Below are 12436 nucleotides of genomic sequence, written 5' to 3'. Positions count from 1 at the left end.
GGGCACTGGGGCTTCGGGCTCCGTGCCCGCGCAGGTGTCGCCTCATGCGACGTATCCCCTGCTCCGCGGGAGCGTGGGGAAGGGGGTTCCGTGGTTCGTATCCGAGTCCTGGTCGTCGACGACCACCGCATCTTCGCCGAGTCGCTCGCCGCCGCCCTGGCCGCCGAGCCGGACGTCGACGTCTCCGCGGCCGGCAGCGGTCCGGCCGCGCTGCGCTGCCTGGAGCGCGCCGCGGCCGAGGGGCGGCGGTTCGACGTGCTGCTCGTCGACGCCGACCTGGGGGGCCGGGTGCCCGGCGCCCGGCCGGCCGTGCCGGTGCGGGAGGGCAACGAAGAGGGGCTGGTGGACGGCATCTCGCTGGTCGCCGGGGTGCGGTCGGCGCAGTCCGGCGTGCGGATCGTCGTCCTCGCCGGGAAGGACGACCCCCGCCGCGCGGCCCTGGCGCTGGCGGCCGGTGCCTGCGGGTGGGTGGCCAAGGACTGTTCCCTGTCGCGGCTGCTCAGCGTGATCCGGGGGGTGCTGCGCGACGAGACGCATCTGCCGCCCGCGCTGCTCACCGGCGTCCTGCGCGAGCTGACCGCCGCACGCAAGCACCGCACCGAGAGCGAACGGCTGGTGGAGTCGCTGACCCCGCGCGAGCGGGAGGTGCTGCGCTGCATGGTCGCCGGACTCGGCCGCAAGGCGGTCGCCGAGCGGCTCTACCTCTCCCCGCACACGGTGCGGACCCACATGCAGAACGTGCTGGGCAAGCTGGGCGTCCACTCCACCCTCGCCGCCGTCGCGCTGGCGCGCCGGGCCGGGGTGGGCCCGGTGGACCTGGGGCCTCCCGGGCGGATCGGGTCGGAGGAGAGCAACAGTGCCTGATCGACGCAGGTGAGCCCTCGCGTCTGCGGCCCGATCCGCCCGGGAAACCCTTAACCGGGAATGTTGTCGAACGGGGCGGTCAACTGGCGTAGCAGTGAGGCCAGTTCACTGCGCTGGGCCCGGGAGAGCTCGCCCAGGATCGCGCGCTCCTGCTCCAGGAGCCCGGCGAGCGCCTGGTCGGCGCGGTCCCGGCCCTCGTCCGTGAGCCGGACCAGCACGCCGCGCCGGTCGCTGGGGTCGGGCAGGCGTTCCACCAGGTCCTTCTTGGCGAGGCGGTCGATGCGGTTGGTCATCGTGCCGGAGGTGACCAGGGTCTGGGTGAGCAGCTGGCCCGGCGAGAGCTGGTACGGGGTGCCCGCCCGGCGCAGCGCCGTCAGGACGTCGAACTCCCACGGCTCCAGCTGGTGTTCCGAGAAGGCCAGCCGGCGTGCGCGGTCCAGGTGCCGGGCGAGCCTGCTCACCCGGCTCAGCACCTCGAGCGGTTCCACGTCGAGGTCCGGACGCTCCCGGCGCCATGCTGCGACCAGCCGATCGACCTCGTCCTCCATGACGATCAGTGTAGTGGTTGTGTCGATGTGAAGTCTCTTGAGGTCAACCATCTTGACATCGAGATAAATATCCGGTGACGCTGGGTACCCGACCCGCACGGCCGCCACCCGGAGGCACCATGTCCGCCACCACCCCCGCCTGGGACCCCGCCCAGTACCTGCGCCACGCCGGTCACCGCGCCCGGCCGTTCGCCGACCTCCTCGCACGCGTCCCCGGCCTCCCCACCGCGCCGCCCCGCGTCGCCGACCTCGGCTGCGGCCCCGGCAACGTCACCACCCTGCTCGCGGACCGCTGGCCCACCGCCCGCATCACCGGCTACGACAACTCCGCCGAGATGCTCGCGCGGGCCGGCGAGCACGCCGGTCCCACCCCGGGCGGCGGCCGCCTCGACTTCGCCCGCGCCGACGTCCGCACCTGGACCCCGGCCGGACCGCACGACCTGATCATCAGCAACGCCACCCTCCAGTGGGTCCCCGGCCACGCCGAGCGCTTCGCCGACTGGATCGGCGCCCTGCGCCCCGGCGGCACCTTCGCCTTCCAGGTCCCCGGCAACTTCGACGCCCCCAGCCACCGGCTGATGCGCGACATCGCCGGCTCCCCGCGCTGGCGGGACCGCCTCGCCGGCACCCTGCGGCACGGCGACGCCGTCCACACCCCCGAGGCCTACCTCGAGCGGCTGACCGCCCTCGGCTGCACGGCGGACGTCTGGGAGACGACGTACCTGCACCTGCTGACCGGGGACGACCCCGTCCTCGACTGGGTCAGGGGCACCGGACTGCGCCCCGTCCTCACCGCGCTCGACGACGACCCGGAGGCCCGGGACGCGTTCACCGAGGAGTACCGCACGGCCCTGCGCGAGGCCTACCCGCCGGGCCCGCACGGCACCCCGTTCCCCTTCCGCCGCGTCTTCGCCGTCGCCCGGAAGGAAGGGTGACTCAGGGGGTGCGGCCCAGGTGGGTCACGAGAATGCGGACCACGTCGTCGTCGATGACGTAGAGCACGCGGTAGTCGCCGACATGCAGACGACGGATGTCTGGCGATCCGTAGGGGATCGATCCTGTCGGACGAGGGCTTTCCGCGAGCTTGTCGATAGCGTCCAGGACGGTGGCGAGGCCGTCGGGATCCTCCTTCAGGAACCGGGCGGCGGAGTCGAGGGCCTGCGGTTCGAAGATGATCTCGTAAGTCACTTCTTTTCGAGCCCCAGCCGCTTGCGCACCTCTGCCATGGGGATGCCCGGACCAAGCGTGCCCTCGGCCTTGCGCCGCTGGTAGTCGGCAACGGCCAGAGCGTCCTCGAGATCCTCTATGACGTGCGGCGACACGAGCAGCGCGGCCACGTGCCCGTGGTCGGTGAGGGCGATGGTCTCGCGGCTGTGGGCGGCGCGGCGGACCAGGTCGCCGAGCTGGGAACGGGCAGCGCTGATCGCGATCTCAGTCATACCGACAGGATGCCACAAGATGCACCTAGTGAGTCACTGGTTGCACTATTTCGTGTACATCAGCTCTTCCGGTGACCGATCAGCCGCGGCTTCGGCTCCAGGCCGTCCAGGCCGTGCCACGCCAGGTTCACCAGGTGCGCCGCCACCTCGGCCTTCTTCGGACGGCGCACGTCCAGCCACCACTGGCCGGTCAGCGCCACCATCCCGACCAGCGCCTGCGCGTACAGCGGGGCCAGCTTGGCGTCGAAGCCGCGGTTCTTGAACTCGCGGCCCAGGATGTCCTCCACCTGGGTGGCGATGTCGGAGATCAGCGAGGCGAAGGTGCCCGTCGACTGCGGGATGGGGGAGTCGCGCACCAGGATACGGAAGCCGTCCGTGTACTCCTCGATGTAGTCCAGGAGCGCGAACGCCGCCTGCTCGCACAGCTCACGCGGGTGGCCGGCGGTCAGGGAACTGGTCACCATGTCCAGCAGCCGCCGCATCTCGCGGTCCACCACCACCGCGTACAGGCCCTCCTTGCCGCCGAAGTGCTCGTACACCACCGGCTTGGACACCCCGGCCTTCGCCGCGATCTCCTCCACCGACGTGCCCTCGAAACCCTTCTCGGCGAAGAGGGTGCGACCGATCTCCAGCAGCTGCTGGCGACGCTCGACACCGGTCATCCGGGTACGGCGCGCACGCCGCGGCTTGTCATTGCTGGGAGTGCTGGAGTCGGTCGCCACGCCGACCATCATGCCGCCTCGACGGTTTCCTTCCGGCGGCGGGAGCCGCCATGGTCCGCGTCGCGGCGCGAATCGATACGCGAGCGTGACGGCCACCGCACGTCGTACGCCCACCCCAGCTGCTCGAACCAGCGGATCAGGCGGGCACTCGAGTCGAGCTGGCCCCGCATCACACCGTGCCGCGCGGACGTCGGGTCGGCGTGGTGCAGGTTGTGCCAGGACTCACCGCAGGACAGGACCGCCAGCCACCACACGTTGCCCGACCGGTCCCGGGACTTGAACGGACGCTTGCCGACCGCGTGGCAGATCGAGTTGATCGACCACGTGACGTGATGCAGCAGCGCCACCCGGACGAGTGACCCCCAGAAGAACCCGGTGAACGCACCCCACCACGACATCGTGACCAGCCCGCCGATCACCGCCGGCAGGGCCAGCGACACCACCGTCCACAGCACGAACTGGCGGGAGACCGCCCGCAGCACCGGGTCCTTGATCAGATCCGGCGCGTACTTGTCCTGCGGGGTCTGCTCCTCGTCGAACATCCACGCGATGTGCGCCCACCACAGGCCCTTGATCAGGGCCGGGACCGTCTCGCCGTACCGCCACGGCGAGTGCGGGTCGCCCTCGGCGTCGGAGAACCTGTGGTGCTTGCGATGGTCCGCGACCCAGCGGACCAGCGGGCCCTCCACCGCCATCGAGCCCGCGATCGCCAGCGCGATCTTCAGCGGCCGCTTCGCCTTGAAGGAGCCGTGGGTGAAGTGACGGTGGAACCCGATCGTGATGCCGTGGCAGCCCAGGTAGTAGAAGAAGACCAGCAGGCCCAGGTCCAGCCAGCTCACCCCCCACCCCCACGCCAGCGGCACCGCCGCCACCAGCGCGAGGAAGGGGACGGCGATGAACAGCAGCAGGGTGATCTGCTCGATCGACCGCTTCTGCTCACCGCCCAGGGTGGCGGAGTCCGCGGACTCGTCGTCGGGGGCCTTCGGAGCGTCCGGGATCACATCGGAACTCGTGGTCATGCGCGTCCTTGGGGGGTCGAGGGTCGTGGCCGTGCCGCGGGCTGCGGAAACACACCGCGGAAACCACGCACAGTTTCCTACGGTTCCGTAACCTACGGCGACGTAAGTATGGCAGTGCGTCATCCCGCGGCAAGAGCCCGAGAGCCTGCGCGTCCCGGTCGACACCTATCCTGGAGAGCGGTCGGACAGCGCGGTCCGCTCAGATTTCTTCCCGGACGTCCAGCCCCGTAAGCGGCGCCCGCCGCGCGAGACGCCGTCCGGGTTCCCTCCCAGACGAGCTTCAACACTGCAAGGAGCCGCACCTGTGAGCAGTGCCGACGACCAGACTGTGTCCCAGGCGACCACCAGCACCGAACTGCGGGCCGACATCCGCCGACTGGGCGACCTCCTCGGGGAGACCCTCGTCCGGCAGGAGGGCCCCGAGCTGCTGGACCTCGTCGAGAAGGTACGCCGACTCACCCGAGAGGACGGCGAGGCCGCCGCGGAACTGCTGCGCGGCACCGAACTGCAGACCGCGGCCAAGCTGGTCCGCGCCTTCTCCACCTACTTCCACCTCGCCAACGTCACCGAGCAGGTCCACCGCGGCCGCGAACTGCGCGCCCGGCGCTCCGCCGAGGGCGGACTGCTCGCCCGCACGGCCGACCGCCTCAAGGACGCCGACCCCGAGCACCTGCGCGAGACGGTCCGCAACCTCAACGTGCGCCCCGTCTTCACCGCGCACCCCACCGAGGCCGCCCGCCGCTCGGTCCTCAACAAGCTGCGCCGCATCGCCGCCCTCCTCGACACCCCCGTCATCGAGTCCGACCGGCGCCGCCTCGACACCCGCCTCGCCGAGAACATCGACCTCGTCTGGCAGACCGACGAACTCCGCGTCGTGCGCCCCGAACCCGCCGACGAGGCCCGCAACGCCATCTACTACCTCGACGAACTCCACGCCGGCGCCGTCGGCGACGTCCTCGAGGACCTGACGGCCGAACTCGAACGCGCCGGCGTCAAGCTCCCCGACGACACCCGCCCCCTCACCTTCGGCACCTGGATCGGCGGCGACCGCGACGGCAACCCCAACGTCACCCCCCAGGTCACCTGGGACGTCCTCATCCTCCAGCACGAGCACGGCATCAACGACGCCCTGGAGATGATCGACGAGCTGCGCGGCTTCCTGTCCAACTCCATCCGCTACACCGGCGCGACGGAGGAACTCCTCACCTCGCTCCAGGCCGACCTCGACCGGCTCCCCGAGATCAGCCCCCGCTACAAGCGCCTCAACGCCGAGGAGCCCTACCGGCTCAAGGCCACCTGCATCCGGCAGAAGCTGGAGAACACCAAGCAGCGCCTCGCCAAGGGCACCCCCCACGAGGACGGCCACGACTACCTCGGCACCGCCGAACTCATCGCCGACCTGCGGATCCTCCAGACCTCCCTGCGCGAGCACCGCGGCGGCCTCTTCGCCGACGGCCGGCTCGCCCGCACCATCCGCACCCTCGCCGCCTTCGGCCTCCAGCTCGCCACCATGGACGTCCGCGAACACGCCGACGCCCACCACCACGCCCTCGGCCAGCTCTTCGACCGCCTCGGCGAGGAGTCCTGGCGCTACGCCGACATGCCCCGCGAGTACCGCACCAAGCTCCTCGCCAAGGAGCTGCGCTCCCGCAGGCCGCTGGCCCCGACGCCCGCCCCGGTGGACGCGGCCGGCGAGAAGACCCTCGGCGTCTTCCAGACCGTCCGGCGCGCCCTGGAGGTCTTCGGCCCCGAGGTCGTCGAGTCCTACATCATCTCCATGTGCCAGGGCGCCGACGACGTCTTCGCCGCGGCGGTGCTGGCCCGGGAGGCCGGCCTCGTCGACCTGCACGCCGGCTGGGCCAAGATCGGCATCGTGCCGCTCCTGGAGACCACCGACGAGCTCAAGGCCGCCGACACCATCCTCGAGGACCTCCTCGCCGACCCCTCCTACCGGCGCCTCGTCGCCCTGCGCGGCGACGTCCAGGAGGTCATGCTCGGCTACTCCGACTCCTCCAAGTTCGGCGGCATCACCACCTCGCAGTGGGAGATCCACCGCGCCCAGCGCCGCCTGCGCGACGTCGCCCACCGGTACGGAGTGCGGCTCCGGCTGTTCCACGGCCGCGGCGGCACCGTCGGCCGCGGCGGCGGTCCCACCCACGACGCCATCCTCGCCCAGCCCTGGGGCACCCTGGAGGGCGAGATCAAGGTGACCGAGCAGGGCGAGGTCATCTCCGACAAGTACCTGATCCCGGCGCTGGCCCGCGAGAACCTGGAACTGACGGTCGCCGCCACCCTCCAGGCCTCGGCCCTGCACACCGCCCCCCGCCAGTCCGACGAGGCCCTCGCCCGCTGGGACGCCGCCATGGACGTCGTCTCCGAGGCCGCCCACCAGGCCTACCGCAAGCTGGTCGAGGACCCCGACCTGCCGACGTACTTCCTGGCCTCCACTCCGGTAGACCAGCTCGCCGACCTGCACCTGGGCTCCCGGCCCTCCCGCCGCCCCGGATCGGGCGTCTCGCTCGACGGACTGCGCGCCATCCCCTGGGTGTTCGGCTGGACCCAGTCCCGGCAGATCGTCCCCGGCTGGTACGGAGTCGGCTCCGGTCTCAAGGCCCTGCGCGAGGCCGGCCTGGACAGCGTCCTGGCGGAGATGCACCAGCAGTGGCACTTCTTCCGGAACTTCATCTCCAACGTCGAGATGACCCTCGCCAAGACCGACCTGCGCATCGCCCAGCACTACGTCGACACCCTCGTCCCCGACGAGCTCAAGCACGTCTTCGACGCCATCAAGGCCGAACACGAGCTGACCGTCGCCGAGGTCCTCAACGTCACCGGTGAGGACGAACTGCTCGACGCCGACCCCGTCCTCAAGCAGACGTTCGCCATCCGCGACGCCTACCTGGACCCGATCTCCTACCTCCAGGTGGCCCTCCTCGGCCGCCAGCGCGAAGCGGCCGCCGCCGGCGAGGAAGCCGACCCGCTGCTGGCCCGCGCCCTGCTGCTCACCGTCAACGGCGTCGCCGCCGGCCTGCGCAACACCGGCTGACGCCCCGCCACCCCGGACACGGCGGTGCCCCCGCGCTCACCACGAGCGCGGGGGCACCGCCGTATCCACGTCACACCGCGAGGAACGCCGCGGTCAGCAACCCCACCCCCGACCCGGCCAGCACCCACGCCGCCCGGGTCCGCCGCAGCCCGCCCGCCACGACGACCGACGCAAGCAGCAGCGCACCGCCCAGCGGCACCCACGCGTACAGCACCCCGGCCGGACCCGAGCGCACCGCGTCGTCACTGCCCGGCTTCACCACCACCGAGTACGTACGCCCCTCCGACACGGCCACCGAGTCCTCGAGCACGACGCTCACCCGCGCCCGCGACCCCGCCGACACCGGCGCGTAGGGCCCGCTGCACGCACCGTCCCCGCACCGCGTCACCTCGACCGTGCCCTGCTCGCGTCCCTTGGTCAGCATCACGTGCTGCGCCGTCCCCCACGACGCCCACACCCCGGCGATCAGGATCAACGCCGCGACCGTGCCCATCGCCGCGACCCGGCCGAACCGCAGCGCGGCCCGCGAGGCGCGCGAGGCCCGTCGGGGACGGGCGGCGGCGACGGCTGAGACAGGCATGGCCGGGATCATTGGCCATACCTATGCGGTGGGTCAACTCACCCGGGCGGCAAGCACGGACAAGTCAGGAGTTGTACGTGCCCTGCGCACGCTCCAGCCCCTCGATCACCAGACACTCCACCGCGTCCGCCGCACGGTCCACGAAGTAGTCCAGCTCCTTGCGCTCCGCCGACGAGAAGTCCTTCAGCACGAAGTCCGCCACCGGCATCCGCCCCGGCGGCCGGCCGATCCCGAACCGCACCCGGTGGTAGTCCGCCCCCAGCGACTTCGTGATCGACTTCAGCCCGTTGTGCCCGTTGTCGCCGCCCCCCAGCTTCAGCCGCAGCACGCCGTAGTCGATGTCCAGCTCGTCGTGCACCGCCACGATGTTGCCGACCGGCACCTTGTAGAAGTCCCGCAGCACCGTCACCGGCCCGCCCGACACGTTCATGAACGACATCGGCTTCGCCAGGATCACCCGCCGGTTGCCCGGCCCCGGAGGCCCGATCCGCCCCTCCACCACCTGCGCCTGCGCCTTGCCGTGCCGCTTGAACCGCGCCCCGATGCGCTCCGCCAGCAGATCCACCACCATGAAACCGACGTTGTGCCGGTTCGCGGCGTACTCGGGGCCCGGATTGCCGAGACCGGCCACCAGCCAGGGCGCACTCGCGTCCGTCGTCACGTCCATGTCTCCCTACCTGCCCGTCCGTCCACACATGCACGTCGGCCGCTGCCCCGCACGGGAACAGCGGCCGACCAAACGATGACCGGGAGAGGATCAGGCCTCGGCGGCCGCCTCGCCCTCACCCTCGCCGGCGGGCTCCTCGGCCTGCGCGGCCAGAACCTGCAGGACCACCGTGTCACCCTCGACGGCCAGCTTGGTGCCGGCCGGCAGCGGGATGTCCTTCGCCAGGACGGAGGCGCCGGCCTCCAGACCCTCCACGGAGACGGTGACCGACTCCGGGATGTGCGTCGCCTCGGCCTCGACCGGCAGCGGGTTCAGCACGTACTCCAGCAGGTTGCCGCCCGCGGCCAACTCACCCTCGGTCTGGACGTAGATCTCGACGCCCACCGTCTCGCCACGCTGCACAAGCTGCAGGTCGACGTGCTCCAGGAAGCCCTTGATCGGGTCGCGCTGCACCGACTTCGGGATCGCCAGCTCGCTGGTCTCGCCGTCGATGTCCAGCGCGATCAGCACGTTCGGCGTACGCAGCGCCAGCAGCAGCTCGTGGCCCGGAAGGGTCAGGTGGATCGGGTCGGAACCGTGGCCGTACAGAACACCCGGGACCTTGTTGTCACGGCGGATGCGACGCGCGGCACCCTTGCCGAACTCGCTGCGGGTCTCGGCGGTGAGCTTCACCTCGGACATGATCACTCCTCGTACAGGTAGAGACGGACGTGGTCACCCGGCCACGAACGGCCTGCTACGAAGAGCGCGTCGATAACGGACAGCCACACCCGCGAACACGAGTACGGCCTCCCTCGCCGAGCAACTTCAGCAGTCTACTCGGAGAGGAAGGCCGTACCCAAAACGATCTACAACGGTCCCGGGAGCGGAGGCCGGAGGGACCAGGCGAACCCCTACTGCTCGTCGAACAGGCTCGTCACCGAACCGTCCTCGAACACCTCGCGCACCGCACGCGCGATCGTCGGCGCGATCGACAGCACCGTGATCTTGTCCAGCTCCAGCTCGTTCGGCGTCGGCAGCGTGTTCGTGAACACGAACTCGCTCACCTTCGAGTTCTTCAGCCGGTCCGCCGCCGGACCCGACAGCACACCGTGCGTCGCCGTCACGATGACGTCCTCCGCACCGTGCGCGAACAGCGCGTCCGCCGCAGCGCAGATCGTGCCACCCGTGTCGATCATGTCGTCGACCAGGACGCAGATACGGCCCTTCACGTCACCGACGACCTCGTGCACCGTGACCTGGTTCGCCACGTCCTTGTCGCGCCGCTTGTGCACGATCGCCAGCGGCGCGCCCAGACGGTCGCACCAACGGTCCGCCACCCGCACCCGGCCCGCGTCCGGAGACACCACCGTCAGCTTCGAACGGTCCACCTTCGCGCCCACGTAGTCCGCCAGCAGCGGCAGCGCGAACAGGTGGTCCACCGGGCCGTCGAAGAAGCCCTGGATCTGGTCCGTGTGCAGGTCCACCGCCAGGATCCGGTCCGCGCCCGCGGTCTTCATCAGGTCCGCGATCAGACGCGCCGAGATCGGTTCACGTCCCCGGTGCTTCTTGTCCTGCCGCGCGTAACCGTAGAACGGCACGATGACGGTGATGGAGCGGGCCGACGCGCGCTTCAACGCGTCGATCATGATCAGCTGCTCCATGACCCACTTGTTGATCGGAGCCGTGTGGCTCTGGATCAGAAAGCAGTCCGCACCACGCGCCGACTCCTGGTAACGGACGTAGATCTCACCGTTCGCGAAGTCGAAGGCCTTCGTCGGGACGACCCCGACACCCAGCTCGTGGGCGATCTCCTCGGCAAGCTCGGGGTGGGCGCGGCCGGAGAAGAACATCATCTTCTTCACGCCGGTCGTCTTGATCCCGGTCACAGCACTTTCTCCTCAGAGGTTTCGCAGCTGAGCCTCATGGGCTCGTCCGGCTGGGTGCCGGAGGCGTCTCAGCTGGTGGGGTGCGGATGTGCACTTATCACGGTACGCCGTGTTCGACGCGCCGGTTTCCGGTCAGCCTTCGCCACCGGTCTCCCGGGACACCGCCTCGGCCGCCTTCGCCGCCGCGCTCCCCGGACGCTTACGGGCCACCCAACCCTCGATATTCCGCTGCTGGCCGCGGGCCACGGCCAGCGAACCGGGCGGCACATCCTTCGTGATCACCGAGCCGGCGGCGGTGTAGGCACCGTCCCCGACCGTGACGGGAGCCACAAACATGTTGTCCGAACCCGTCTTGCAGTGCGAACCCACCGTCGTGTGGTGCTTGCTCTCCCCGTCGTAGTTCACGAACACGCTCGCGGCACCGATGTTGGTGTACTCGCCGATCGTCGCGTCACCCACGTAGGACAGGTGCGGGACCTTCGTCCCCTCGCCGATCGACGCGTTCTTCGTCTCGACGTAGGTGCCGACCTTCGCCTTCGGCCCGAGCCGGGTACCGGGCCGCAGGTACGCGTACGGGCCCACCGTCGCCTCCGGGCCCACCACGGCGCCCAGGGACACCGTGTTGTCCACCCGCGCGCCCGCGCCCACGCGCGTGTCCGTGAGCCGGGAGTGCGGCCCGACCTCGGACCCCTCGGCCAGGTGCGTGGACCCCTGGAGCTGCGTACCCGGGTGCACGATCACGTCCTGCTCGAACGTCACCGTCACGTCCACCCACGTCGTGGCCGGATCGACCACCGTCACACCGGCCAGCATGGCGCGCGTCAGCAGCCGGTCGTTGAGGATCCGGCGGGCCTCGGCGAGCTGCACGCGGTTGTTGATCCCCGCGATCTCCCGGTGGTCCCCGGCCACCGAGGCACCGACGCGGTGCCCGGCCTCGCGCAGGATGCCGAGGACGTCGGTCAGGTACTCCTCGCCCTGGCTGTTGTCCGTCCGCACCTTCCCGAGCGCGTCCGCGAGCAGCTGCCCGTCGAAGGCGAAGACACCCGAGTTGATCTCGCGGATCGCCCGCTGCGACTCGGAGGCGTCCTTGTGCTCCACGATCGCGGTGACGGCACCCGAGACCCCGTCCCGCACGATCCGGCCGTACCCCGTCGCGTCCGGCACCTCGGCCGTCAGCACGGTGACCGCGTTGCCGTCGGCGGAGTGGGTGGCGGCGAGGGCCCGCAGCGTCTCACCGGTCAGCAGGGGAGTGTCACCGCAGACCACCACGACGGTGCCGTCCACGGCGCCGCCCAGGGCCTCCAGACCCATGCGGACGGCGTGCCCGGTGCCGTTCTGCTGCTCCTGCACGGCGGTGCGCACGTCGGGGGCGACCTCGGCGAGGTGCGCGGTGACCTTCTCGCGGGCGTGGCCCACGACGACGACCAGGTTCTCGGGCTCCAGCTCACCGGCGGAGGCGAGCACGTGGCCGACGAGGGAACGTCCGCACAGCTCGTGCAGGACCTTGGGCGTGGCCGACTTCATACGGGTGCCCTCACCCGCTGCGAGAACGACGACGGCTGCCGGGCGAATGGCGCTCACGGGATGCCCTTCGGCTTTGAGGGGGTGGGGGTGGACATCCGCAGGATACCGGGGTGGTTTGCAGCCGACATGAGTGCGGGCCCTGACGCCGGCTTTCGCCGG

General features: G+C 70.8%; 13 protein-coding genes. 3 read left to right on the top strand and 10 right to left on the bottom strand.

Translation table 11 applies throughout. The features are described 5' to 3' along the window. Positions 1-90: 90 nt before the first annotated feature. Complete coding sequence (locus AC0VYN_RS32205; protein ID WP_475533819.1) at positions 91-864, top strand: response regulator transcription factor; 774 nt, start codon at positions 91-93, stop codon at positions 862-864. A 50-nt stretch (positions 865-914) separates the two neighbouring features. Here the strand turns inward: AC0VYN_RS32205 and tamR are convergent, their stop codons facing one another. Then, a complete protein-coding gene (gene tamR / locus AC0VYN_RS32200) occupies positions 915-1412 on the bottom strand; it encodes a MarR family transcriptional regulator TamR (RefSeq protein WP_475533818.1) in 498 nt (165 codons plus the stop codon). 119 nt (positions 1413-1531) lie between these two features. Here tamR and AC0VYN_RS32195 point away from each other — a divergent pair, with 119 nt between their 5' ends. Further along, positions 1532-2347, top strand: a complete 816-nt coding sequence (locus AC0VYN_RS32195; protein ID WP_475533817.1) for a trans-aconitate 2-methyltransferase — start codon at positions 1532-1534, stop codon at positions 2345-2347. Position 2348: 1 nt separating this feature from the next. Here AC0VYN_RS32195 and AC0VYN_RS32190 read toward each other — a convergent pair whose 3' ends face one another. The 4 genes from AC0VYN_RS32190 to AC0VYN_RS32175 are packed head-to-tail and all read right to left on the bottom strand — an operon-like array spanning position 2349 to position 4592. Continuing rightward, a complete protein-coding gene (locus AC0VYN_RS32190; protein ID WP_475533816.1) occupies positions 2349-2600 on the bottom strand; it encodes a type II toxin-antitoxin system RelE family toxin in 252 nt (83 codons plus the stop codon). Beyond that, complete coding sequence (locus AC0VYN_RS32185) at positions 2597-2851, bottom strand: type II toxin-antitoxin system Phd/YefM family antitoxin (protein WP_475533815.1); 255 nt, start codon at positions 2849-2851, stop codon at positions 2597-2599. Before AC0VYN_RS32185 ends, AC0VYN_RS32190 begins: the two co-directional genes overlap by 4 nt. Positions 2852-2910: 59 nt before the next feature. Further along, positions 2911-3585 carry a TetR/AcrR family transcriptional regulator gene (locus AC0VYN_RS32180; RefSeq protein ID WP_475533814.1) on the bottom strand — a complete coding sequence of 225 codons (675 nt, stop codon included), beginning with the start codon at positions 3583-3585 and terminating at the stop codon, positions 2911-2913. Beyond that, entirely contained in the window at positions 3582-4592 is a 1011-nt protein-coding gene (locus AC0VYN_RS32175) for an acyl-CoA desaturase (RefSeq protein WP_475533813.1), read from the bottom strand. The genes AC0VYN_RS32180 and AC0VYN_RS32175 overlap by 4 nt, the downstream gene beginning before the upstream one ends. A gap of 304 nt (positions 4593-4896) precedes the next feature. On the opposite strand from AC0VYN_RS32175, the gene ppc reads away from it, so the two are divergent. After that, complete coding sequence (gene ppc, locus AC0VYN_RS32170) at positions 4897-7638, top strand: phosphoenolpyruvate carboxylase (RefSeq protein WP_475533812.1); 2742 nt, start codon at positions 4897-4899, stop codon at positions 7636-7638. Positions 7639-7708: 70 nt separating this feature from the next. Here ppc and AC0VYN_RS32165 read toward each other — a convergent pair whose 3' ends face one another. From AC0VYN_RS32165 to glmU, 5 genes are all read right to left on the bottom strand, one after another. Next, positions 7709-8230, bottom strand: coding sequence for a hypothetical protein (locus tag AC0VYN_RS32165; protein WP_475533811.1), 522 nt, complete (start codon positions 8228-8230; stop codon positions 7709-7711). A 52-nt stretch (positions 8231-8282) separates the two neighbouring features. Next, positions 8283-8885: an aminoacyl-tRNA hydrolase gene (gene pth / locus AC0VYN_RS32160; protein ID WP_475533810.1), complete on the bottom strand. Its 603-nt coding sequence runs from the start codon at positions 8883-8885 to the stop codon at positions 8283-8285. Positions 8886-8975: 90 nt separating this feature from the next. Continuing rightward, entirely contained in the window at positions 8976-9566 is a 591-nt protein-coding gene (locus AC0VYN_RS32155; RefSeq protein WP_475533809.1) for a 50S ribosomal protein L25/general stress protein Ctc, read from the bottom strand. 212 nt (positions 9567-9778) lie between these two features. Further along, positions 9779-10753 carry a ribose-phosphate diphosphokinase gene (locus tag AC0VYN_RS32150; protein ID WP_385465697.1) on the bottom strand — a complete coding sequence of 325 codons (975 nt, stop codon included), beginning with the start codon at positions 10751-10753 and terminating at the stop codon, positions 9779-9781. A 132-nt stretch (positions 10754-10885) separates the two neighbouring features. After that, on the bottom strand, positions 10886-12334 hold the full coding sequence (glmU, locus tag AC0VYN_RS32145; protein ID WP_475533808.1) for a bifunctional UDP-N-acetylglucosamine diphosphorylase/glucosamine-1-phosphate N-acetyltransferase GlmU: 1449 nt from the start codon (positions 12332-12334) through the stop codon (positions 10886-10888). Positions 12335-12436 lie beyond the last annotated feature (102 nt).

This window comes from Streptomyces sp. 63XJN7_1_ISO-PGPR-S23-121, assembly GCF_056173025.1.
Note: the sequence above shows the minus strand (reverse complement) of the source record. Positions and strands in the feature narration are given on the sequence as shown.